The sequence below is a fragment of the Thalassolituus sp. UBA2009 genome (assembly GCF_002335285.1).
Classification (GTDB): domain Bacteria; phylum Pseudomonadota; class Gammaproteobacteria; order Pseudomonadales; family Oceanobacteraceae; genus Venatoribacter; species Venatoribacter alkanivorans.
This window is the reverse complement of the sequence record NZ_DDCJ01000077.1, coordinates 47,490-71,812: the sequence shown is the minus strand read 5'-3', so window position 1 is coordinate 71,812 and position 24,323 is coordinate 47,490. Positions and strand designations below refer to the sequence as shown.

The 24,323-nt window shown below is 55.2% G+C and carries 20 protein-coding genes; 10 read left to right on the top strand and 10 right to left on the bottom strand.

Annotated features, from left to right (window positions below; genetic code table 11):
- Positions 1 to 229: 229 nt before the first annotated feature.
- The 3 genes from B3P58_RS09760 to B3P58_RS09750 form a co-directional block, all read right to left on the bottom strand.
- Positions 230 to 856 carry a LysE family translocator gene (locus B3P58_RS09760; protein WP_230332577.1) on the bottom strand — a complete coding sequence of 209 codons (627 nt, stop codon included), beginning with the start codon at positions 854 to 856 and terminating at the stop codon, positions 230 to 232.
- Between the two features lie 28 nt (positions 857 to 884).
- Complete coding sequence (locus B3P58_RS09755) at positions 885 to 1,997, bottom strand: polysaccharide deacetylase family protein (protein ID WP_230332578.1); 1,113 nt, start codon at positions 1,995 to 1,997, stop codon at positions 885 to 887.
- 83 nt (positions 1,998 to 2,080) lie between these two features.
- Positions 2,081 to 3,262 carry a YfaP family protein gene (locus tag B3P58_RS09750; RefSeq protein WP_286717224.1) on the bottom strand — a complete coding sequence of 394 codons (1,182 nt, stop codon included), beginning with the start codon at positions 3,260 to 3,262 and terminating at the stop codon, positions 2,081 to 2,083.
- 398 nt (positions 3,263 to 3,660) lie between these two features.
- Here B3P58_RS09750 and B3P58_RS09745 point away from each other — a divergent pair, with 398 nt between their 5' ends.
- The 4 genes from B3P58_RS09745 (at position 3,661) to fba (ending at position 8,211) form a co-directional block, all read left to right on the top strand.
- A complete protein-coding gene (locus B3P58_RS09745) occupies positions 3,661 to 4,821 on the top strand; it encodes a phosphoglycerate kinase (protein WP_230332580.1) in 1,161 nt (386 codons plus the stop codon).
- A 64-nt stretch (positions 4,822 to 4,885) separates the two neighbouring features.
- Complete coding sequence (locus B3P58_RS09740; RefSeq protein WP_230332581.1) at positions 4,886 to 5,788, top strand: hypothetical protein; 903 nt, start codon at positions 4,886 to 4,888, stop codon at positions 5,786 to 5,788.
- Between the two features lie 16 nt (positions 5,789 to 5,804).
- Complete coding sequence (locus B3P58_RS09735; RefSeq protein WP_286717220.1) at positions 5,805 to 7,046, top strand: hypothetical protein; 1,242 nt, start codon at positions 5,805 to 5,807, stop codon at positions 7,044 to 7,046.
- A gap of 100 nt (positions 7,047 to 7,146) precedes the next feature.
- Positions 7,147 to 8,211, top strand: a complete 1,065-nt coding sequence (fba, locus tag B3P58_RS09730) for a class II fructose-bisphosphate aldolase (RefSeq protein WP_145469937.1) — start codon at positions 7,147 to 7,149, stop codon at positions 8,209 to 8,211.
- 163 nt (positions 8,212 to 8,374) lie between these two features.
- Here the strand turns inward: fba and B3P58_RS09725 are convergent, their stop codons facing one another.
- Complete coding sequence (locus B3P58_RS09725) at positions 8,375 to 8,743, bottom strand: hypothetical protein (RefSeq protein WP_225692067.1); 369 nt, start codon at positions 8,741 to 8,743, stop codon at positions 8,375 to 8,377.
- A 433-nt stretch (positions 8,744 to 9,176) separates the two neighbouring features.
- On the opposite strand from B3P58_RS09725, the gene B3P58_RS09720 reads away from it, so the two are divergent.
- The 4 genes from B3P58_RS09720 (at position 9,177) to B3P58_RS09705 (ending at position 13,854) form a co-directional block, all read left to right on the top strand.
- On the top strand, positions 9,177 to 10,208 hold the full coding sequence (locus B3P58_RS09720; protein WP_286717218.1) for a phospholipase: 1,032 nt from the start codon (positions 9,177 to 9,179) through the stop codon (positions 10,206 to 10,208).
- A gap of 383 nt (positions 10,209 to 10,591) precedes the next feature.
- Positions 10,592 to 11,623: a phospholipase gene (locus tag B3P58_RS09715; RefSeq protein ID WP_225692068.1), complete on the top strand. Its 1,032-nt coding sequence runs from the start codon at positions 10,592 to 10,594 to the stop codon at positions 11,621 to 11,623.
- A gap of 234 nt (positions 11,624 to 11,857) precedes the next feature.
- Complete coding sequence (locus B3P58_RS09710; protein WP_286717217.1) at positions 11,858 to 13,198, top strand: peptidylprolyl isomerase; 1,341 nt, start codon at positions 11,858 to 11,860, stop codon at positions 13,196 to 13,198.
- 8 nt (positions 13,199 to 13,206) lie between these two features.
- Entirely contained in the window at positions 13,207 to 13,854 is a 648-nt protein-coding gene (locus B3P58_RS09705; protein ID WP_286717215.1) for a hypothetical protein, read from the top strand.
- Positions 13,855 to 14,013: 159 nt separating this feature from the next.
- Here B3P58_RS09705 and B3P58_RS09700 read toward each other — a convergent pair whose 3' ends face one another.
- Positions 14,014 to 15,627 (bottom strand): methyl-accepting chemotaxis protein, encoded by a 1,614-nt coding sequence (locus tag B3P58_RS09700; RefSeq protein ID WP_286717214.1) that lies wholly within the window; start codon positions 15,625 to 15,627, stop codon positions 14,014 to 14,016.
- A gap of 330 nt (positions 15,628 to 15,957) precedes the next feature.
- Positions 15,958 to 16,599, bottom strand: coding sequence for an NAD(P)-dependent oxidoreductase (locus B3P58_RS09695; protein ID WP_286717213.1), 642 nt, complete (start codon positions 16,597 to 16,599; stop codon positions 15,958 to 15,960).
- A 130-nt stretch (positions 16,600 to 16,729) separates the two neighbouring features.
- On the opposite strand from B3P58_RS09695, the gene B3P58_RS09690 reads away from it, so the two are divergent.
- Together B3P58_RS09690 and B3P58_RS09685 are read left to right on the top strand one after the other, a co-directional pair.
- A complete protein-coding gene (locus B3P58_RS09690) occupies positions 16,730 to 17,620 on the top strand; it encodes a LysR family transcriptional regulator (RefSeq protein WP_145469929.1) in 891 nt (296 codons plus the stop codon).
- 149 nt (positions 17,621 to 17,769) lie between these two features.
- On the top strand, positions 17,770 to 19,143 hold the full coding sequence (locus B3P58_RS09685) for a class II fumarate hydratase (protein WP_286717211.1): 1,374 nt from the start codon (positions 17,770 to 17,772) through the stop codon (positions 19,141 to 19,143).
- Positions 19,144 to 19,197: 54 nt separating this feature from the next.
- On the opposite strand, the gene astB is transcribed toward B3P58_RS09685, so the two are convergent.
- The 4 genes from astB to B3P58_RS09665 are packed head-to-tail and all read right to left on the bottom strand — an operon-like array spanning position 19,198 to position 24,303.
- Entirely contained in the window at positions 19,198 to 20,592 is a 1,395-nt protein-coding gene (gene astB / locus B3P58_RS09680; RefSeq protein WP_286717210.1) for an N-succinylarginine dihydrolase, read from the bottom strand.
- Complete coding sequence (gene astD, locus B3P58_RS09675; protein WP_286717209.1) at positions 20,589 to 22,031, bottom strand: succinylglutamate-semialdehyde dehydrogenase; 1,443 nt, start codon at positions 22,029 to 22,031, stop codon at positions 20,589 to 20,591. The genes astB and astD overlap by 4 nt, the downstream gene beginning before the upstream one ends.
- The gene (locus B3P58_RS09670) at positions 22,028 to 23,074 is read right to left on the bottom strand and encodes an arginine N-succinyltransferase (protein ID WP_260998404.1); all 1,047 of its coding nucleotides are present in this window, start codon (positions 23,072 to 23,074) and stop codon (positions 22,028 to 22,030) included. The genes astD and B3P58_RS09670 overlap by 4 nt, the downstream gene beginning before the upstream one ends.
- Entirely contained in the window at positions 23,068 to 24,303 is a 1,236-nt protein-coding gene (locus B3P58_RS09665; RefSeq protein ID WP_286717207.1) for a hydrolase, read from the bottom strand. Before B3P58_RS09665 ends, B3P58_RS09670 begins: the two co-directional genes overlap by 7 nt.
- Between the last annotated feature and the right edge of the window lie 20 nt (positions 24,304 to 24,323).

Here is a 24,323-nt window from a genome sequence, read left to right as displayed (position 1 = left end):
CCATGGATGGCCGATGAGGCGCGCTGCCAGTAAGTATCAAGGTTTCAAGGGTGACGGCCCAGAAAGCGCGAAGCTGGGGTCGGCCCGCCGGCAAGGGGATAAGTTCCCCTGAGAGGCAGCAGGCCTTGATGTTAAAAAATGCTGTTTTTGCCAGCTATGGTGCTGATTAAAAACTATGGGACAGCAGTGTGCTTTGGCAGGTTTTTTTATCTTCGCTATCCGGGAGCGATTAATTCTTAGCCTCCATCATCGCGATTCTGACTCCGGTCGCAATCAGGGTTAGACCTGCGGTTTTATTAATCGCATTAACCACCCGTGCTTTCAGTTGTTTGCGTGCCAGATGATTCCCCATATAGCTGAATGTGCTGTACACCAGCAGGTCGGCGAGCAGGCAGGAAGCCCCCATAATCAATAGCTGCAGCAGCACAGGTTCTGCCGGATCAATAAACTGCGGCAGCAGAGCAGAAAAATAGAGCAGTGCCTTGGGGTTGGCGAGCTGTACGATTAATCCCTGATAAAACAGCTTGCCGGGTCTGCTCACCTTTTGCTCACGGCTGAGATTAATGGGCCCGGCGTTGCTGAATATGGCACTCAGTCCCAGATAGAACAGGTAGGCAACGCCAACCCATTTAATCAGGGCGAACAGTGTGGCCGAGGCAATAATTAACGAGGCAATACCGGTGGCAGACAGCGAAAAATACAACACATCAGCGCAGGCGATGCCCAGCACACCAAAAAAGGCTTTGCCTTGCGGGTGGCTGGCACCCTGACTGGCTGCGGTGATGGCAGAAGGGCCGGGCACCATGATTAACATAACCGTGGTTGCCAGAAAAATCAGGTAGAGTCCGCTGTCCAAAATTGTATTCCTGCCGGTTACTGTGTTGTCAGAGTTTTGTGGCTTTTGGCTGCAGGCTGTGACAGTCACGCCAGTTCAGCCCAGCCTGTTGCTGCAGGGTCTGCAGTGCGGCTAAATTGGCCAGCGCCCGCGGGTGGATATCGTGGTAAAGAATAATACCGCGACGCCATAACAGCATCAGGGTAATCACCCGGTCTTCAACGTCTTTATCGCTTAATTTTCGGTTCCAGTCCTGACTGTCGATATTCCACAGCATAACGCCTTCACCAGTCTGTTGCAGTGCGGTGGTCAGGACTTCGCTGCGCTGACCGTAAGGCGGCCGGAACCAATAAGGGCCCGGCTGGTAATCATTCAGACGGGTGCGCGTGGTGTTAATGGAATCGGCCCAGCCGTCCCATTTCTGGTGGCTTTTGTGTACCTCGCCGTGGGAACCCAGACACTGACTGGCGTAAAAATCTTCAGGTGCTTTCTGCTGTTTAATGCGTTCGCCCAGTGCGAAAAACTGTGCACGCATACCGGCACTTTCCAGTGCTTTAACCAGCTGCTCAGTGCCGTTTACTTTTACACCCTCTTTTAAGCGGTCGGGTGCCGGGCCGTCATCATAGCTCAGCAGAAACTGACGGTCGGGTAATTCAAAACCATCCACCTCGTGCTGATTAAAGGTGTGAATTTCACTGGTAATACGCGGGAATAATGCCGCCAGACGCACCTGTTCATACAGGTAACGTAAGTGAAATGCTTCACTGGCTTTGGCCCAATTCTGATAACCGTCGGCAGCGGGCTGTTGGCTGGCGGTTATTAATGCCGCCCAGCTGGCGGACGCGGCACACTGACCACAGGCCTGTGCGTAGTTAGCCTGCAGCCGCTGCCGGGTTTTCTCCAGCCAGCGCTGCACGCTGGCGGCATCGGGCTTATCGACGGCGGTGAAGGCTTTGATGTCGGCTTCGTTGCTCAGTGGCGTGGCTTCCAGCAAGCGGGCGAAGGTCAGAATTTCGGCGGCGGAGGCACGGTCAAATGCTACGGCGCTGGTTAACGGTTGTGGCCACAGGCTGCGCTCCAGCGTGGCGACTTTAGCGGGGCCGGCGGCCTGAGTGAGTGGGCTGATGATCAGGCCCAGTAGCAGTGGGAAAATAAAACGCATGGAATATCCTTTTGACGATGCGGAGTGATATCGGCGCAGACGGAATAAAAAACCCCGCAGGCGCGGGGTTTTAAGTGTCAGCCTTACTGCTGATTCAGTTTTTCCTGCATCCGTGTGATGCCACTGTCGTAAGCGCTGTGCTCACGCAGAGACTTGGCTTTGCGGAAGTTGTCCAGCGCATCCTGCCAGCGGCCACTGGCTTCATAAATACGGGCAATGTTGTAGTAGCTGCTGGCCTGAACCCGCGCCTTGCTGTTACCGGACGCCAGTTCGATCGCTTTGCGGTTAGCCCACAGCGCTTCGGCGGTACGGTTCAGCTTCTGATAAGTCAGACCCAGGTTGCTGTAGGCCTGACCAAAGCTTGGGTAAAGGTTAACGGCATCCTGGAAGGCGTACATAGCTTCTTCCAGTTTCTTCTCGCCATAGAGTTTTTCGCCACGGGTATTAATCCGCTTGGCTTCTTTCTTGATGGCGTCGGTGATCAGTGAGTGGCTCTCGAAGGATTCTGCGCTGATCAGGCTGTTCAGGTGCGAGGCCAGACCTTCACGGTTCAGGCTCAGGTACTGATCAATATCGTGGAAGGCGCCGTTTTCATCGATGCCGAACACCACCCAGCTGGAGGCGGTCTGCTGCGGTTTTACGTTATAGGTACGGATCAGCGTCTGGCCAACATACACCTGCACGCGGGCGCTGCTGTTACCCAGGGCTTTGGAGGTTTTGCTGCTGTGGTTGCTGTAATCGTGTACGGCGTAGACGTAGCGTTCGCCGTTATGTTTTTGCTCGATGGTGATGGTTTCCGGACCATAGCTGTTGGTGTCATCCATATCCAGATTGGCATCACGGCCCTGTTTTTTCACGTAGAACACGTGGTTCGCCGGGTAGGTCAGGTGTGAGTCCAGATCGGATGGTGTGCTACCCCAGGTCAGTACCACGCGCAGACCATCGAGGTTCTGCATTACCGGTGACAGGGCGTAGGTAAAGCCATCACACGGGCACTTCACCACCAGGGTGGAGTAACCGGCTTTGTCGATAATCATGGTGGTATCGTTATCGTCGGCCAGGGTGCTGCTGGCGCTGGCGACACCGTTGGCAGTCGATGTGGCGCTTACAGAGCTTTCACCGTTGCGCTGCCAGGTGATTTTGGCATCGGCGATTTTTTCGTCTTTAACCACGGCGCTCAGCACTTTGACTTCCAGTGCAGCAGCAGGCAAAGCCAGTGAGGTTGCCAGCAGCAGGCTGCTGAGGCGTAAGCAGGATTTGAACATGGGGTCTTCCTTTATTAACAGTCCTGGAATTGTCACTTCGGCTCGCTCCGGGTTGAGCCGAATGAAGACCGCAGATTCTAGCTGCAACCTCTATCAATAACTACCTTGACGATAAGGACCCGTTCACACTATCTGAATCCGGCTTGCTGAAAGTCTGTTTTTCAGGACTGGCCCCGGAACCTTCATGCTCCTGTCTCAGAGGACTTTGCACCCATCAGCTCCCTCTGTGGGCAGAACCAGATGCCGCGCGTGCAGGACTAGGGCCGGCGGGCGCTTGCTGCTATAATCGCGCCCCAAATTTTTTCATCGCCAGCAGGGCCCGGTTCAGCGCGTAAGCCTTACACGCTGAACCGGCAGCGCGGGCGCATCAGCTACTGAATATTGTGAGTGGGGTTATCATGACTGTATTGAAAATGGCCGATCTGGATCTGAGCGGCAAGCGCGTTCTGATCCGTGAAGACCTGAACGTTCCGGTAAAGAACGGCAAGGTCACATCCGATGCGCGTATCCGTGCGTCGCTGCCAACCATTCAGTTGGCTCTGGATGCCGGTGCCAAGGTGATTGTTATGTCCCACCTGGGTCGTCCGGAAGAAGGCGTGTACGACGAAGAATCGTCCATCAAGCCGGTTGCTGCCCACCTGGCCGGCCTGCTCGGCCGTGACGTTAACGTTATCAAAGATTTTCGCGAAGGCGTTGAAGTCGCCGCTGGCGAAGTGGTGCTGCTGGAAAACGTGCGCTTTAACAAAGGCGAGAAAAAAGACGCCGACGAACTGGCGCAGGCGTATGCCGCACTGTGCGATGTATTCGTGATGGATGCCTTTGGTACCGCTCACCGCGCTCAGGCGTCTACTCACGGTGTGGCCAAGTTTGCGCCGGTTGCCTGTGCCGGCCCATTGCTGGCGGCTGAACTGGATGCACTGGGCAAAGCCCTGGCAACGCCGGCGCGTCCGCTGGTGGCCATCGTTGGTGGTTCAAAAGTGTCGACCAAACTGGAAGTGCTGGAAAGCCTGTCCGATATCTGTGATCAGATCATCGTCGGTGGCGGTATTGCCAACACTTTCCTGGCCGCAGCTGGCAAGCCGGTGGGCAAATCCCTGTGTGAAGAAGACCTGATTCCGGCAGCGAAAAAGCTGATGGAAAAAGTCTCTATTCCGCTGCCGACTGACGTTGTGTGCGGTAAAGAATTCTCCGAATCAGCAGCCGCGACACTGAAAAGCGCTGATGCGGTAGAAGCCGACGATATGATCTTCGACATCGGTCCGGATTCCGCCAAAGCACTGGCCGAACAGCTGAAGAGCGCCAAAACCATTATCTGGAACGGCCCGGTGGGTGTGTTCGAATTCGACCAGTTCGGCGAAGGCACCAAAGCCCTGTCACTGGCGATTGCCGAATCCGATGCCTTCTCTATTGCCGGCGGTGGTGACACTCTGGCCGCTGTTGATAAATATGAAATTGCCGATAAAGTGTCTTACATCTCGACCGGTGGTGGCGCTTTCCTGGAGTTCGTAGAAGGCAAAGTACTGCCTGCGGTTGCGATTCTGGAAGAACGCGCCAAGTAAGTCAGATCAGGGCTGCCATAGGCAGCCCTGTTTCATTTTCACATTCATATATTCAGGGAAGAGTATGCGCAGCATTCTTTTATGCCTCTTATTGGTTATGGGCGCTGGTGTTGTGGCCGGCTGTGCCCAGCGACCTGCCAAAAAAGTAACCAGCGAGGCTGGTAACAACCTTCATCAGGCGGTTTTGTCTGATTCAAAAGCCATTTTCTCAGCCTTAATCGATGGTGCTGATGAAACCCGCCTCAGCCGTCGGCCGATTGCCTGTCCTAATGGCCGGGATCGCGCGGCCGCTGGTGTTACCGCCCGCGATCTGGCAAAAATCTGTGCACTTAATTATGCCCTGGAAGCCTTCGCGGTTTACGACCTGGACGTACTGAGCTGGCAGGCTGTACGCAGCATCAATGAGGTGGATAATTACCAGATCTTTCTTCGCGCAGAGCCGGAAAATATTTTCCGCAATAAAGCACAGCAGGCTCTGGCAGAACGCCTGCAGCAGATACGGGCAGAGTTACAGGCCAGCAGTCAGTGTGCACTGCAGGAGCCGGACTGGTTCTGGATGAGCGGTGAGTGTCCGCAGGGCGTGGCACAGGGTGAGGGGATTGCCCGGCACACTGAAGGTCATGAATTTCGCGGACGTGTAACGGATGGTCGTTTTGTACAGGGAAAATGGCTGGAAAATAACCGCATTGTTTACGATGGTGGCTTTGCTGAAGGTCTGCGCCATGGTGATGGTATCTGCTTACATGAAGGTGCTTATGAGCCCTGCCGTTATTACCGCAATGACCGGGTGGATGATGTCTTCGTGCAGCGCCGTCTGATGGCCCGCCATCTGGAATATCTGCGCACTGTACGTGGCAGTGGTGGCCAGCCGGGTTCCTGGTCGCAGGCGTTATCGGCGGAAGAAAAAAATATGCTGCGTAATCTGGATCGCAGCAGTGGTTATAACAGCGCCGATACCGGCGAGTAACTAACGGAGTCCAGGGATGAATCCTCTCAAGCAGATTGCTGAATTATTCAGCACGGTAGCGCCGGAACATTTTGCTGATTTATCGCTGGATGAACTGATGTCCGGTGAGTATCAGGTGGGCTTTGCCAGTCTGGACTTCTTTTCCTTAGAGCCCTTTGTGCAGTATCTGCAGCATATGCCGCCTGAGCGCTGTACGATTTACCCGTCGGTCGATGAGATGGATACCACGGCCGATGGCATCATTGTTGTTGCACTGCAGGGCCGGCAGTTGCATGCGACCAAATATCTGATTGGCGACGACGTCAGTTATGACACGGCGTTTTATCAGCTCGGTGACTGGTCCTGCCGCCAGCAGATTTATCGCAATGGCGCCGAAGTAAAACCCATTGTTATTGAGTTTCTGAAAAAAGATGCCGAGGGCTACCCTGTCACGTTTATTACCGCCCGTGAATACGGTTTAAAGGTCGGTGATTATGAGTGGAGTGAGGCCGGTGTACGCATTATTGAGCGTTCTGCCCGCATGCCAGAGGTCGGTGTTGCACCAGAGTTGACGCCTTATATGGAAAGCCTGGTTGAATTCAGCAGCACGGGCGAGGTTGAGATCATCCGCAACCTGACACAGAACAGCATTGTCTATGACCGCTCGCACGAAGCGCTGTCGCTGGCGGACATGCTGGAGCAGGCCAGTTCAGCCCTGCACGATAAAATTCTGGCGGATCTGCAGGCGGCGCCGGTTGCCAATACCGTCGGCTGTTTCCTGTTTGAATACTCAGACCAGGGGCCGTTACCGCCCACCATCGCGCTGATTCAGCCGCATGAAATCACGCAGGAAGAGGATGAATATCCGCTGTTATGGCTGAATGCTCCGGATTGCGAACTCTTTACCGAGGATGATTTTGACGGCATCCGCCTGCATGGTGAGCATGATGCGTTGTTTGACCGCATCAATGCCCAGATCGATGAACTGGATTACGAACAGGCCGATCAGCTTATCATCGCTTTCTATCTGACCCTGTGCCGCCGTCTGCAGGATTCTCTTCTCTCTTCTTCGCTGCTGCAGACCACGGAGGATTTCTTTGTCACCGCACGGGAGTTTTCCGCCTGCAACGAAGCTGTTTTTCTGCAGCAACTCTGGCCAGAAGAGCGCTGGCAACCACTGGCGGCGGCGCTGGAGCAGTTTGCCGCGGCTCAGGCTGAGCGTGAACTGGCTATGATCCGCAGGCTGGAGGCGGGAGATTGGCAGGATGACGAGGCCTGATCGGCGCGGCGCTGCAGACAGCAGCCAATAGCCGTTTCTATCCATAACATAAGCCGTTAGAATAGCGGCCAGCCAATTTCCACAGTTAAGGTATTTTGACATGGCATTAATCAGCATGCGTCAGATGCTGGATCACGCCGCCGAATTCGGCTACGGCGTACCGGCATTTAATGTGAACAACCTGGAACAGATGCGCGCCATTATGGAAGCCGCCGACAAGACCGACTCTCCGGTGATTGTTCAGGCGTCTGCCGGTGCCCGCAAGTACGCAGGCGCTCCTTTCCTGCGTCACCTGATTCTGGCCGCGATTGAAGAGTTTCCGCATATTCCTGTGTGTATGCATCAGGATCACGGTACCTCGCCGGACGTGTGTCAGCGTTCTATCCAGCTGGGCTTCAGCTCAGTGATGATGGACGGTTCTCTGGGTGAAGACGGTAAAACCCCGACTTCTTACGAATACAACGTTGACGTGACCAAACGCACCGTCGATATGGCGCACGCCTGTGGTGTATCGGTAGAAGGCGAACTGGGTTGTCTGGGTTCTCTGGAAACCGGTATGGCCGGTGAAGAAGACGGCATCGGTGCTGAAGGCGTACTGGATCACAGCCAGATGCTGACCGATCCGGAAGAAGCCGCTGACTTTGTGAAGCGTACCCAGGTCGATGCTCTGGCCATTGCCATCGGCACCAGCCACGGCGCGTACAAATTCACCAAGCCACCAACAGGGGATATCCTGGCGATTGACCGCATCAAGGAAATCCACAAGCGTATTCCGAACACTCACCTGGTTATGCACGGTTCTTCTTCTGTACCGCAGGAGTGGCTGGCGATCATCAATCAGTACGGTGGCGACATTAAAGAAACCTACGGTGTGCCGGTTGAAGAAATCGTCGAAGGCATCAAGTACGGTGTGCGTAAAGTAAACATCGATACCGACCTGCGTCTGGCCTCTACCGGTGCGATGCGTCGCATGATGGCTGAGCATCCGAGTGAGTTCGATCCGCGTAAATTCTTCGCTCAGACCGTAACCGCAATGCGCGATATCTGTATCGCCCGTTACGAAGCTTTCGGTACTGCCGGTAATGCCTCCAAGATCAAACCGATCTCTCTGGACAACATGTTCCAGCGTTACGCCAGTGGCGAGCTGAATGCCAAGGTAAACTAAGCGCTTAACGCGTTTAGTTACCGGCTTAATAAAAAACCCGCGCAAGCGGGTTTTTTTATGTCCGCCGTCCGTGGCGGCCACCCTTCGGGCCGCGCGGCAGCGCGTTAAGCGTCGTTCCCGACTAGCGCTTTGCTAGGCTGAATATTTACATTCGTAGTCCAGATCACATCCACTGGTTAACGTCATTGCATTTAGCGGTATTTTTAAACTGCTTGCTCAGTGTTGTCTGATAGGCCTCACCAGCACACTGGCCAACCTGTGTTCCCCAGTAAGAGCCGTCGGCCGGTTGCTGAAATACCTGTGGGAACTGCGCTGAAAACTGCTGCAGACACTGACGGGTGGTTTGTGTCGCCGTTTCCATACACTGCGCTTCGCTGATATCAAAACACTGACGGAAAAACTGTTGCGGCTGGCAAAACGCATTGGGCAGTGCCGTGGTCATGGCGTTGGTCCATTCATTGCGGCCAACCTCAAAGGCACTGCTGAATGAGCTCAGCGCGGTCAGAAAGATAAAACTCAGGGGTAATTTCATAGTGGCATCCTGCAGGTAATTGGCTGGCGTTCTGTCTTTGGGGCTGTGAATTCGGGGCGGTAAAGCAACAGGCACATCGTACCGGGAATATTATCAGCATGAGGAAGCTATAGAAATTCCATCGCCGGATATTGATTCACTTGTCATTCTATATCGGTAACGGTTATTTGTTGGTGGGCTTGGAGGAATCTGTACGACCGTTTTAAAAGTGGTAAATCAGGAAAAACTGAGCACCGATTAAGACAAAAGTACAAAAAAACTGTCTCCATTTGTGCCAAAAACTACTTGGTATATTGCTTGGTAGGAAATTGCTTGTTTATGGTTCGGCCGCTGTTCAGGCGAAGCCTGTTTGTCATCTGCTGCGCTCATCCTGAGTCAGGAGACAGATATGCCTGAGCGGCTTAACAATAATCATCATAAATGAGGAAGAATCATGAAACCGGTTTTACTGACCACTCTGGGGGTGGCTCTGTTGGGTTCGTCGCTGAATGCTGCGGCCTTCTCCCAGCCAACCCATAAGCGCATTGTGCAGGACGCCGTCAGCTATATGGCAGCCCATGCGGATACTACGGAATACAATAAGCTGGCGGCGGCGGCTCAGGCTGCGGGCTACACCATGGAGCAGTTTGCGGAAGTGCTGGGTCAGGGCGCCTACGATGTCGATGACTTTGCCGATACGTTTATCTGTGGCGCCGTGAGTGGTGACTGTGTTGAGGCGCCGGTCTGGGGGGCGGGTTCATCCATCGCCAAGTACACCTCCTACTGGCACTTTCAGAACCACACCCGTGGTGCAGATGCCCATGGCAATGATCTGGGTGGCTATAACTACGATCTGCTGACCGTATGGGGCGATGTCGACAATATGGCCGCAACCTGGCTGAAAGGCGATCATCTGGATGATGGTCCGGGTGGCATGACCGGCTGGTGCTACTGGTGGAGCTGTAACGAAGATTCTGAATACAACACCTATGGTGTAACCGAAGCGAATTACCGTCAGGGCAGCAGCTCCAGCAAAAGCATGTATGAAGATTTCGAAACCATGCCATTCCAGCCGATCGATAATCTGGGTCAGCACTGGTACAACGAATTCTGGAATCAGCCAACGGTGCAGACGCTGGGCTTTGTACTGCACACCACCGATCTGCTGCAGCCACATCATACCTGGACAACCTCCAGCCTGAATCATGCCGGCTGGGAAACCTGGGTGGAAGATAATTACAGTGCTCTGCAACTGAATAATGATGCACTTGTCAGTGCTGCGCTGAACAGCTTCACACCGGTTGCTGCCGGGCAGCATGATATTCGTGCCTTACTCACTCAGGGTGGAGCTGTTTCTTATGGTCAGGGTGGTATTGTGCTGAGCAGTACAGCTGATGCTGACCGTGAGCAAATTGCAGAAATTGTTATCCCGCATGCGATTGCGATGACAGTGCATATTCTGAATCACGCAGCTAACCGTTTCTGAGGTGTTAATTATTTCCGCAAGCCGGGTAGTCCTGTGATTATCCGGTTTTTTTTGCCTTTAAATAAGGTCAGACCAATCATCATAATATCGCTCTAGTTAATATTTTAATTATTAGTGATGGTCCAAAAAAGTCGCCGTATTCACCGTTTGGGACAGTTTAAAATTAATCTGTGCTTATTCAGGCCAAGTGCCTGCCGGCGTATTGTCGGCGACCATTCTCAGTTATTAGTCTTAGCTGCATCACGGTCGTCGTGACGGTTTTAAAAAAATAAAAACACACTCGTTATTCATTGTTCTGACTCAGAGTCGTCACCGCAGCGCAACGCGGTATTCACAATGCTGTGCGAGTTTAGTAAGACCAAAAACACACAGGCGAATCCACTATGAAACACACTCTGGCCCTCTCTGTCAGCGCAGCCCTGACCATCGGCGCAATGAATGCTGAAGCATTTACCCAGCCGACCCATAAACGCATTGTTAAAGATGCTATCAGTTACATGGCGGCGCATCCGGATACCACCGAATACAACAAGCTGGCTGCCGCAGCACAGGCTGCCGGTTACAGCATGGAACAGTTTGCTGAAGTTCTGGGGCAGGGTGCCTACGATGTGGATGATTTTGCTGACACCTTTATCTGTGGTGCGGTAACCGGTGATTGTGTTGAAGCTCCGGTATGGGGCGCAGGTGCCTCTATCGTGAAATACACCTCTTACTGGCACTTCCAGAACCACACCCGCGGTGGCGATGCCCATGGTAATGACCTGGGTGGTTATAACTACGATCTGCTGACCGTCTGGGGTGCTGTGGATAATCTGGCCGCTACCTGGCTGGTGGGCGATCACCTGGATGACGGCAAAGGCGGCATGACCGGCTGGTGCTTCTTCTGGTCCTGCTCTGAAGATTCTGAATACAACAGCTACGGTATTACCGAAGCCAACTACCGTCAGGGCAGCAGTTCCAATAAAGGCATGTATGCCGACTTCGAAAAAATCCCGTTCCAGCCGATCGATAACCTCGGCCAGCACTGGTACAACGAATTCTGGAAAAACCCAACGGCACAGATGCTGGGCTTTACCCTGCACACAACTGATCTGCTGCAGCCGCACCACACCTGGACGACCTCTGACCTGAACCACTCCGGTTGGGAAGGCTGGGTAGAAGACAACTACACCGCACTGGATCTGAATAACGATGCGCTGGTGACTTCAGCCCTGAATGATTTCACTCCGGTTCCGGCTAATCAGAAAGATATTCGTCCTCTGCTGACTCAGGGTGGTGCGATCTCTTACAGCCAGGGCGGTATTGTACTGAGCAGCACCTCTTCGGCAGACCGCACTCAGGTTGCCAAGGTTGTGATTCCACATGCCATCGCCATGACCGTGCATGTACTGAACCACGCTGCGAATCGTTTTTAAAGGATAGCGGCAGCGACGCCTGATCAGGGTGTTGCTGTCCAAGGTCACAAAGGCTGCTCAGGCATGGATTGTCAGAGCAGTCGTTGTGAAGGCCCCACTCTGAAATTTTGTTTCAGGTGTTTGCAGGATGATTTGCGTGAGGATCATCCTGCTTTTTTTTGCCCGGAAAAAGACTTTGTCATTCATACCGGTCATTATTCCAGTTAACACCGCCACCGGATCGATAACGAAGCCATGAAAAAATACGCCGTATTCTTTGCCGTTATGCTGTCTTTTCTGTTGCCTGCTCAGGCCTCGGCAGGCATTCAGTACAGTCTGGAAAATGAAGAGCAGATTGCCCGTGTCGGAGATCTGACCCTGAGCCGTACCCTGCTGGATATTTTTCTGCATAAACAGCAGAAAGCCGCGCAGGCCAGCGGTAAAACCCTGACCCTGCAAACCATTCTGCAACAGTTACTCGATGATGCCTTAATGGCGGAATACGCCCGCACGCATCTGACAGCCGGGCAGCTGAATCCGGAAAACCGCGTGGCTTTTGCTGCTGCAGTTGAGCGTCATAACCGTTTGGTTGCTTTATTGCGTGGCTATTTCAATGAGCAGATTGTCGCCAGTGTGAACGCCTTGCCGGGGAAAAATTTTTCCAGTCTGGTGCAGTGGAATCCTGAACTGAATGTGGAACGCCTGAATGCGCTGATTAAATTACAGCCAGGGCTGACCATTGATCTGACCCCGGAACAGAAAACCGCAGCTGCAGATTTTGCCGTGCTGAATACGGAACTGGCGGAAGGTGGCAAAGTCAGTCTGCTGGATATTTATCAGCGTCAGAATGTGCAGGGCCGTCTGGCGCTGCAGAGTGGTAATCTCGATTATTTACAGCAGCAGACACGGTTATATGTCGGTGGTCTGTATGTTCTGAACTGGGCGAAAAAGCAGCTCAGTGAGGCAGACTGGCAGGCGCTGCAACAGGTGATTCTGAATCAGGAACAGCGTCAGCGCTTACTGGCCAGCATGGGTATTAATATGGATATTCATGATGATAATCCGGCCCTGCGTGCACGTGCGGCCAGAATTACCGACGCTGAATTACAGGCTGGTTATAACGAACATAAAGACGATTTTCGCGTGGTCGAGCGTGCCAAAGTGCGGCATATCCGCGTCGCTGATCAGGCGCAGGCAGATGCCATCGTCGCCGAAATCCGCGGCGGTTTATCTTTTGCTGATGCAGTAAAGCGCTATTCCATTGCCGCTGATAAAGATAAAGGCGGCGAGCTGGGCTGGCTTAAACGCGGTGAAAAAGACCGCACCTGGCTGCACTCAGTGGCCTTTGTGCAACCTGCCGGGCAAGTGTCACCTGCATTCCGCAGTCCGCAGAACGAAGGCGATGTTGTGTACGAAATTCTCTGGGTGGATGAGAGGGTGGATGGCTATTTACCGCTGAGTGATGAAGGCGTGCGGTATGAGCTTTCGCACGAACTGGCGCGGGCAGCCTTACAGCGGGAGCTGCAGGCGCTGCAGAAGAAATTGCGCAACGATGCCGATATTCACCTTAATCGTCGTCTGCAACCACAGAGCTGAAACCACCGATGAAGGCCAAAATCATAACCCTATTGCTGCTGGGAACAGGTGCTGGTCTGATTGCGGCTTTATTGTGGCTGCGTCAGGTGGATGTACTGGTGGATGTACTGGTGGGTGAGAACAGTGCTTCGCCGCAGACAGAGGAGCCAGCTTACACACCAACCGTTGTGCCACCACTGCAAGCACCGGCTGCGCCGGATTCTGCCAGTGCAAAAAATGCAGACAACGCCATCCATGATCTGGATAACAGCGAGCTGGATGCCTGGCTGCCACGGCTGAACAGTGATGCCATTGCCAGCATGCAGGCTGCGCGTATTAACGGTGATCCGCGTGCGCCGAAACTGTCACCTTCGCGCCCGCGGGAAATGCCGACGGCCGAAGAGCTGGCCGATGAAGAGCAGTACCTGGCTTACGAGCAGCGTCAGGAAAAACGTATGTTCCGCGCCTTTGTTGAGGCCAGCAAACAGAAAACCGCCCTGATTCAGCAGTATATTGATCAGGCTGAGGCTGGCGGTATCAGTGAAGAAGAAGTCGCCTTTGCGCGGGAAAAAATCCGCAAAATTGAAGAAATGGCCCTCAAACTGCAGCAGGAACATCCGGACATTATGCAGGACACCTTTAAACCGGAAGATAACTGGTTGCCGGCGGCTGATTAACGCAGCAGCTTTTAGTAACAAAACAGGAAAGAGGCAGGAGACGCAGAAAAAACGGAACAAAGGCGCTGCCAGCCGGGCTGAACAGCGCCTTTGCCAAAGAGTGGACTTGTCAGACTATCTGACCCATTTTGTCGTAGCAATACGAAATTAAGATTAGAATCAGTCCACATTAAACACTAACAGTGCCTGTCGCTGTTGTTCTGCCAGGCCAGCCAGTTCATGGCTGAGCAGCTTCGTCTCGCTGGCTTTTTCTTCGGTACGGCGCGACTGCTCTGTCACCTCTGTACCGCGGCTCTGAATACTCTGACTTAACTCCAACTGTTCACCGCTGAGGCGCGATACACTCTCGCTGGTGTGGCGCATGGCCTCGACCGATTGCTGAATAGCATTCAGGGCTGTCCCGGCATGCTGCGCATGATTCACCATATCTTCACTCAGACGGTTTACGGCATTCAGCCCGCTGGCCGTGTTGTTAGCGCCCTGTTGCAGGTCGTCTACCAGTTGCTGAATCTCGCGGGTAGAGGCCGAGGTGCGGCTGGCCAGCGTGCGTACTTCATCGGCGACCACGGCAAAACCACGCCCCTGTTCACCGGCACGGGCCGCCTCAATCGCGGCGTTCAGCGCCAGCAGATTGGTCTGCTCAGCAATGCTGTTGATCACATCCAGCACGCTGCCGATATTTTCCGAATGACGACGCAGGGACTCGGCGTTATCAGCGGCCTGCCGTATCTGTTCGCTGGAGCGGCCAATAGTGCTGACCAGCTGCTGTACCGTATTGCTGCCTTCATCAACTCTGGACGCGGCTTCCAGCGTGGCCTGTTCCGCGCTTTGCGCGACATTGCGTACTTCTGCTGCCGCTGCCGCCACCCGTGCGATCTGCTGACCATTGATGGCGGCTTCCCGTGTCTGCTGTTGTGCAACCTCGCCGGTTTCCTGCGCCAGCTGCAGCAGGGTTCCGGCAGCACGGCTGAGGTGCTGACCGTTGCTGTGCATACCGCCCAGGGTTGATGCCATAGTGCTCAGCATTTTATCGAAGGCTGCGGCCAGTTCGCCCAGCTCGTCCTGGCTGTTAATGCCGGTGCGGCGGCTCAGGTCTTTACTCTGTTCGATACCAATCACATGGTTACGGATGGTCCGTAACGGATTAAGAATGCGGCGGTAACCAAACCAGCCCAGTGCCAGCATGGCGCTGATGGTTACCACTGCCATCAGCGCAATGGTGCGGATGGTGGCGCGGGTGTCGCTCAGCGCCTGTTGCTGTCCTGCTGCGGCCAGCCCGCTTTGCAGGCTGATCAGTTGATCGGTCAGCTGCAGCATGGGCGCCAGCTGTGGGTACATATCCATATCGATATAACCGCCCATGCTGTACGACTCGCGCTCGGCAACAAACTGCTGCAGCCGGGTAATCACCGCCAGTGCTTTGTCGTAAGCACCGGCTTGCTGGCTGATGGCTTCCTGTTCGGTATTGGTCAGGCCGCTGGCCAGATATTGCTGCCAGTTGTTTTCGATCTGCTCACGTGCCTGCTGCAGCCGCTGGCCTGCGTCATCCCATAACAGCATCTGTGCCCGGCTCTGATGAGCAACGTCCACCACATTAGCGGCATAAGCGCGGCTGATACCACTTAACAGCCAGACCGGCTGCATACGTTGTTCAAATAAACGGGTGGCGTTATTCACCACCACTGGCATCTGCATCCAGACGTAAAAAAACATAATACTGGCCAGCAAAGCCGGCAGTGCAGCCATCAGAATCAAACGGTGGCGGATTCGCATGTAGGTACCCGTATTTAAAAGAGTTCAGAAAGTCTGAGGAAAGAATAGAGGTTACGGATGCAGCTTTTAGGCGGGAAATATGAAGGTTTTATGACAATCGGCAGTGCGGCTACAAAGGCGTAACAAGTTTCCTGTTTTTTTATCGCGGCTGTTACCGGAGGTTACCGGGCACAACCTGTGGTTACGCAAAGTTGTTGATAAAGGCCAGCGAAAATAAGTGAAAATTAAAGCTGGTTATGGGATGTTTTTTACAGATTTTTCAGACAAACCGCAGGTAATTAATGGAAAAATAAAAGGAGGCCAAGCCTCCTTTTATTGTGGTTACTACTCTCAGTAAGCAACACCAATCCGCTGTTTTGGATGAGCATTATTTTCGGCTTCATCAATCATTGCTACGGCATAATCCTGTACTGAAATACGGCTGTTACCTTCAGCATCGCTGACCAGACTGTCACCGCCGGTGCGGTAGTTGCCGCTGCGCTCACCGGGGAAAATTTCTGCCGCCGGACTGATAAAGGTCCAGTTCACGGCGCTGTGGCTGTTGCGGAATACCGCCAGCGCTTCACCCTGAGCTGTAGCTTCATCTTTATACGCTTGTGGGAATTCCGGCAGCGATAACAGAGTGACGCCAGGCGCAACTTCCAGACTGCCGGCACCGCCGACCCAGAGCAGACGATTAACCCCGGCTGCCGGTAATTCATTGAGCAGACGCTGAGCTGACGCCGCAACAATCTCATGGTTACCGGCGGCACGGCCGCCAATGCTGGCGATGACCAGATCGGCACCGGCAACTGCCGCAGCGATGCTGGCGCTGTCGCCGGCTGTCAGGTCGAGGCTGCGTTTTTCCACACCCGTCGCCGCAATGTTGCTGCTGTCACGGGCAATGGCGATGACGTCGTGGCCGCGGCTTTGTGCCTCTGCTACCAGAGTTGAACCAATCCAGCCGGTCGCACCAATAATGGCAAGTTTCATAATCTGTCCTCTTGTGTTTGAAAGTGGTTATCTGTGTTTGAATGCGACCAGTCTATTGGTTCGGTGTGCGGCGATAAATATTCGTCTATGATCGTGTTTGTATCTGATACTGATCAAATAAGGGGCGGCTGTGGATAAACTCAATGCCATGCGCAGTTTTGTTGAAGTCGCCGCCTGCGGCAGTTTTACCGCAGCGGCTGAGCAGCTTGGCCAGAGCCGGCTGCGTGTCAGCCGCGATGTACAGGAGCTGGAAGACTGGCTGCAACTGCGCCTGCTGCACCGCACCACGCGCAGGGTCAGTCTGACCGGTGCCGGCGAAGAAGCCTTGCGTTACTGCGAGCGCATTCTCAGCGAAGCCGCCGAACTGGAGAGCCGCGCGCGCCTGCATACGGCCGAGCTGGTGGGCGATATCCGTATCGCCAGCCCGATTGGTCTGGGTCAGAACCTGCTGCTTGATCTGATCGAACGCTTCAGCGCCCAGCATCCGCAGGTGCGTTTTCACCTGTTGCTGTCGGATAAAAATGCCCAACTGGTGGACGAGCGGGTCGATATTGCCCTGCGTTATACCGTGCAGCCGGATGACAGCCTGATTGCCCGGCGGCTGATGGCGGTGGATTCCATGCTCTGTGCCAGCCCGGACTATCTGGCCCGTTACGGCAAGCCGGTAACACCGGCGGATCTGGCCAGCCACAACTGTCTGATTCATCTGGTGCAGCAGCGCTGGCAGTTTCTGCATAACGGTCAGCTGCTGGAGCAAGAGGTGAACGGCAGCCTGTTCGCCAATGATATGGGCGTGCTGGTGCGTGCAGCCTGCAAGGGTATGGGCATTGCCCGGCTGCCCTGTGATCTCGGTAATCCGTTGCTGGTCAGCGGGGCATTAGAACCGTTGCTGGAAGACTATCCGCTGCCGCAACATGCGTTGTGGGCGGTGTATTTATCGCGCAGTTATCAGCAGCCGGTTATCCGTGCCTTTATTGATTTTGCTGCGGAGCACTGGCAGCAGGATGTGTTGCGGCCCTGATCGTTCTGTGGGGCTGATTGTTCTGTGGGTATGGCAACACAGCTCAGCGTTATTCTTATCGGGCTGATAACCAATCAGTATTGGCCGAACAGGCTCTGCTTCTTTATGGTCAAAGGATACAGACCGTATTAATGACAGAGGAATACAGCATGAGTGACTTCCGCAGCGAACGCGACAGCATGGGCGAGTTACAGGTACCGGCTGATGCTCTCTACGGTGCCCAGACCCAGCGGGCGATCAATAATTTTCCGGTCAGTGGTCAGACTCTGCCCGAGCCATTTATCCGTGCACTGTTACTGGTAAAAGCCGCCGCTGCGCGCGCCAACAGTAAGCTGGGCGAACTGGATCAGGATATCGCCGTCGCCATTGAACAGGCGGTGCAGTCGCTGCTGCAGAGTCCTGACATGATGCAGCACTTTCCGCTGGACGTATTTCAGACCGGTTCCGGCACCAGCTCCAATATGAATGCCAACGAAGTGCTGGCCACGCTGGCTGCACGCACTCTGCAGAAAACGGTCAGTCCGAACGATCACGTTAATGCCGGACAGAGCAGTAACGACAGCATTCCCTCGGCGATTCATATCAGTGCCGCTTTATTGTTGCAGCAGCAATTATTACCGGCGCTGGAGCATCTTCAGCAAAGTATCGAACGCAAAGCCGTGAGCCTTGCGCATATTGTTAAAACCGGTCGCACCCATTTAATGGATGCCATGCCGTTGCGTATGGATCAGAGTCTGAACAGCTGGGCTACACAGGTTGCTCAGAATATTCACGCCTTAAAAATGCAGCAACCGGCGATTCAGTCACTGGCACAGGGCGGTACCGCCATCGGTACCGGGGTGAATGCCCATGCACAGTTTGCCGGTGCATTCTGTGCCGAATTGTCGGTATTAACCGGTACGATTTTTACCCCGGCAGACAATCCCTTTACTCATATTGCTACTCAGGATATTGCTGTGGCCTTGTCGGGCCAGTTAAAAACCTGTGCGGTTTCATTAATGAAAATCGCCAATGATTTACGCTGGATGAATTCCGGGCCGTTAGCCGGATTGGGAGAAATTGAATTACCGGCACTGCAACCCGGCTCGTCTATTATGCCAGGCAAAGTAAATCCGGTAATTCCGGAAGCGGTGGCTATGGTCTGTGCGCAGGTGATCGGTAACGACAGCGCGATTACCATTGCCGGTCAGTCCGGTAATTTTGAGTTAAATGTCATGCTGCCGCTGGTGGCGCGTAATCTGTGTGAAAGTCTGAGCCTGCTGGCTAACGTCAGCCGTTTACTGGCTGATAATGCCATCAGCGGTTTTAAGGTAAATGAAGATAATCTGAATAAAGCGCTGGCACGCAATCCGATTCTGGTAACCGCATTAAATCCGGTAATCGGTTATTTAAAAGCCGCCGAAATCGCCAAGCAGGCGTATAAAGAAAACCGCCCGGTGATTGATGTGGCACTGGAACATACCGATTTAAGCCGGGAAGAGCTGGAGCGTTTGCTTGAGCCTAAGCTGTTAACAGGCAAATAAACGTTTAAATCTGCGCGGCATATTCATTGCCGCGCCAGTTATTTTCAGCGTTTTTTATGCTTGCTGAAAACCATAAAAACTTCCCAGTCCGAGCATCTGCGTCAGCTCATCCAGAGCATTCTGTGATTCATCAAACAGGGCCGGGTCGGCCAGATCCGCAGGCACTAATTCGTCGCGGTAATGGCGTTTTACCCAATCCTGTAAGCTATTGATTTTTTCGTCGCTGAGCATAAAGGCCGGATTTACCGCCGCCCGTTCGCGGGCTATTAATATCACCCGCAAACGTAAGCAGGCCGGGCCACCACCGTTGCTCATGCTCTGGCGCACATCAACAAACTGCACCTGACGGATAGGCTGGCTGTGATCGGTCAGCAGTTCATTCAGATAGGTTTTTACGGCCTGATTATCGGCGCATTCTGAAGGGGCAATTAAACACATGTTGTTCATATCGGCGCTGCCGTCAGTGTTAATGGCGGCCAGCAGCTGGCTGTTAAATAAATAACTGCTGATGGCGTCACTGAGGCTGACTTTGCTGGCCGGTACGCACAGGCTTTGCAGTGGCAGCCACTGATTTAATTCACTGAAGGCGCGGTCGCGCGCTTTGTCTTCGTAAGCCTGCTCATGAAAAAACAGCAGTGGCCCATTCCCCACAGCCACTACATCGTTATGAAACGCACCAGCATTAATCGCATGACGGCTCTGCTGTAAAAAAACGGCATGGCGCAATCCGTGCTGGCGGGCGATGGCTTCGCAGGCTTCACGGCTTTGTCGTGCCGGAAACGTCAGCGCGGCGAGATCGGTATTGGTATCGCGGCCATAAACAAATAAGCCCACCCCGGGGCTCTGATAATCGGCACTCAGGCGGGTGTGGTTGGCCGCACCTTCGTCGGCAAAGCGGTGAATCGCCGGTAACGCCGGATGCACGGCAAAGCGTTCTTTATCAGGGAACATGGCATTTAAAGTAACGAAGGTTTGTTCATGTTCGATGGCGCGGTGGGCGGTGGTGAGCAGGTTGGCCGGGGTAAAGTGCACCCGGCCGTCGTTGCTGTCGGCGGATGGTGTGACGGTAGCGGCATTGGCAGCCCACATGGAGGAGGCGGAGTACACCATCGACAACAGCGCCGGAGCTTCTTTCGCAGCGCGGTTCAGCAGCTGGTGATCGCTGCCGCTGAAGCCAAGGCGGCGCAGCACGCTCAGGTCGGGGCGCATCTGCGGTGGCATAAAGCCCTGTGGATAACCCATGTTCAGCAGCGTGCGCATTTTCTCCAGCCCCTGCAACGCCGCCTGTTTCGGACTGGAGCGGCTCAGGGCATTGCGGCTGGAGGCCAGATTACCGCTGGCAAGACCGCCGTAATGGTGAGTCGGGCCGATCAGCCCGTCAAAGTTAACTTCCTGCACGGTCTGTTGAGCCTGTTGTTCCTGGGCAGTCTGGGCAGTTTGGGTGTTCATGGACGGAAACCTGTACCTGAAGGGGAAACGTAATCGTGGGTTAACGGACCTGTGCTGATGGCCTGTGGCCAGGCGCAGTAATCGGCGGCATAGAAGGCGCTGGGGCGGTGGTTGCCACTGGCACCGATACCGCCGAACGGTAGCGCGCTGGAGGCTCCGGCGGTCGGTGCGTTGATGCTGATAACCCCGGCGCGGATCTGCGCGCGGAACTGCTGCTGCTGTTGTGGATCATCGCTGATTAAACCAGCGGCCAGACCAAAGCGGCTGTTGTTGGCCAGTCTGATAGCGTCGTCAAAGCGGGTCGTGCGGTACAGCTGCAGCAGCGGGCCGAACCATTCTTCATCCGGCGCGGGCTGCGCGCCGGTCATATCGATCAGCCCAGGCGACAGTAAAAAACCGGCGCTGCCAATGGCGCTCATACTCAGTAATGCTTTTCCGCCGAGGCTGATTAACTGTTGTTGCGCGGCCAGCAATTGCTGCTGCGCGCGGGCGCTGATTAGCGGCCCGTAAAACGCCTGCTCATCGCCCTTTGGTTGCAGAATCAGCCGCGTACAGAGTGCCAGCAGTGCCTGTACGATGGCGTCAGTTTGTACTTCTGTCCCCGTCAGAATCAGGCGCCGGGCGCAGGTGCAGCGTTGTCCGGCGCTGATAAAAGCGCTGCGCACAATCAGCTCGGCGGCGTGTTGCGCATGCACGTTGCCATCGACAATTAACGGATTGTTGCCACCCATCTCCAGCGCCAAAAGCACTTCCGGACGGCCGCCAAACTGCTGGTGCAGCAGGCGCCCGGTATTGGAGGAACCGGTAAACAGCAGGCCATCAATCGGCTGCTGCGCCAGAGCTTCGCCAACTTCACGCCCGCCCTGCAGCAGATTCAGTACGCCGGCCAGGAGACCGGCGGCCTGCCACAGTTCTGCGGTTTTTTCGGCGCATAACGGCGTCTCTTCGCTGGGTTTAAAGACCAGGGTGTTGCCCGCCAGCAGCGCCGGAACAATATGGCCATTGGGCAGGTGGCCAGGAAAATTATAAGGGCCGAATACGGCCATGACGCCGTGGGCATGATGCTGCAGACCGGGCTGGTTGTTGCCGGTGCGCTGCTGACAGGCGCGGATGCTGATATCAACCTTGTTGATCATGGCGCTGACTTCGGTCAGGGCTTCCCAGTGCGGTTTGCCGGTTTCGAGGCTGATGGTGCCAGCCAAAGCCTCCTGCTGTTGTTGTAGCTGTGCGGCAAAGGCCTGCAGTGTCTGCAGGCGCGACTCAAACCCCAGAGCAGCCCAGGCCGGTTGGGCGGCGCGGGCGGCGGCAACGGCGGCCGCAACCTGAGCGGTGCTGGCGCTGGCCTTACGCCAGACCGGTGTAGCGTCGACCGGGTTTAAGGATTCAAACTCCGGGCCTTCGCCCGCAATCCACTGGCCATTGATTAACAGGCTCATCATGCCCCCAGCTGTTCCGGGATAAAGGCCAGTGGCTGGCCGGGTTGTACGCCGAGATGACCCAGAGCGCTGGCACTCAGTGCCAGCCGCTGCTGGCCGTTTTGTGCTATCAGTTGCGCTTCGGTACAGATCACGCGGAACTGCTGCCAGCTGGGGTTGGCGATGATCAGCGACTGGCTGTCATCGGCGTCTTCATCGTCGCTGGTGTCGGCGCAGAGTGCGCTGCTCAGCTGGCGGATAGCGCGCACGCTGCGGATATTGCTCAGCTCGGCGCGCATTAATGGCCCGGCGTCGAAGATATCCACCACCCGGTCGTAGCTGAAACCTTCCAGCTCCAGCAGCTGTTTGGCGCGCCGGCCGGCGTCGGCGGGCTTGCCGATAACGGCCTGGGCCGCTTCCGGCAGCAGGCTGGTATAGATCGGGTATTTGGGCATCAGCTCGGTAATAAACTGATTGGAGCCGATGCCGCACAGGGTGTCGGCCTCATCGAATTCCATCTGAAAAAAGTGGCGGCCAATGGCATCCCAGAACGGGCTGTTGCCCTGTTCGTCGGTCCAGCCGCGCAGCTCGGCGATAACCGACTCGGCGAAGCGTCCGGCAAACAGCCCCATCAGCAGATAACGCGAGCGTGCCAGCCAGTGGCCGTTGCCACGGTAGGCGGGGTCAAGAAACAGTGCGCCGACTTCGGAGCAGTCGGTGTAGTCGTTGGTCAGGTGTAGCAGCTGGCTGCGGACTTGCTTATTCAGCGAGTGGGAATGGTGGGTCAGGCTCATCAGACGGTAGGCATAGAACGCCTGACGCGCACCGGTCATGGCGTGTACGCCGGCGGTGCCGACCACCTTGTTGTGGCGGCTGTCTTCCATCACCAGAAAAAAGAAGTCGTCGCGGTGTTTGTCCTGACGTTCGAAGCTGTCACAGGACAGCTGAATCCGGTCGAGCAGGGCGCCTTCGTCCTGCGGCAGTGAGGTCATACCTTCACCGGCTTTTTCTGCCAGTTCCAGCAGGTCGTGTACATCAGCGGCGATGGCCGGCCGGACAATCAGCATAAGGCGGGGTTCTCCTTGTTTGTTTGAATCAGCTTTTCGATAAAGACCACCGTCAGCGCCGCGCGTTCGGCAAAACTGTCGGTGCAGGCGTATTCCTGTTCGGTATGAATATTGGCACCGCGCACCCCGAGGGTATCAATATTAGCGAGACCGGCGGCGGCGAGATTATTGCCTTCGCAGCAACCGCCGGTGGCGACCCAGCGGATATCCAGCCCGAGCTCAGCACCGCATTCATGCAGCAGGCTGAACAGCGCCTGCTGGCGTTCGTTCATCGGCTTGGGCGGGCGGTTAAAGTGGCCGTGCAGGGTCAGCTCGCAGCCACTGCTGGCCTGCACTTTTTGCACGATCTGCTGCATCTGTTGTTCAAGCACGGCCATTTGCGCAGTTTCGTTCATGCGGACATTAAACCGGCAGATGCACTGATCCGGTACCACATTCACCGCGCCGCCACCGCTGATCTGGCCAATGTTGACGGTGATGCCCTGTTGCTGATCGCTGAGCTGTGCCAGTTGTTGTGCGGCATCGGCAATGGCCAGTACGGCATTGCGGCCGGAAAAGAAATCGCGTCCGGCATGGGTGCTGTGGCCACGGGCGCTGAGGGTAAAGTTGCCGCTGCCTTTGCGCGCTCCGGCCAGGGTACCGTCTTCCAGCGCCGGTTCGTAGGTCATACCGACATGGGCCTGCGCGGCCAGTTCGGCCAATACCGGCGCAGAAGAGGGTGAGCCGATTTCTTCGTCGGGGGAGATGGCGAGGGTAAAACCAAAGTGATCTTTTAATGGCGACTGCTGCAGCCAGCGCAGGGCTTCGGCCAGCATGACCAGTCCGCCTTTCATATCGGCGGTACCGGGGCCGTGCAGGCGGTTAGCGTGGATTTCGCATTGGTTAAACGCGCTGTTGGCCGGAAAGACGGTATCGCTGTGGCCGGTAAACAGAATCTGCAACGCGGCGTCGGGGCGGGCGCGGAAGATCTGCATTGGTGCACAGGGGGATTCGAGCAGGCTGCCGTTGTCGGCGACCTGGCTGAGGGGCGCCAGCTCACGGTATTCCACCGTATCGGATAGCGGGGCAAACAGCTGATGCAGGCCAGCCTGAACCTGGCGGATGCCGCTCAGATGGCGGCTGCCGGAGTTGATTTCACATAACGCCCGCAGAGTATCAATCATACTGCCGGTGCGGGCTTCCAGTACGGCCAGCAGCGCCTGCCGCTCAGCATTGCCTGTGAGGGGCATATACGCCTCCTTCATTCGTC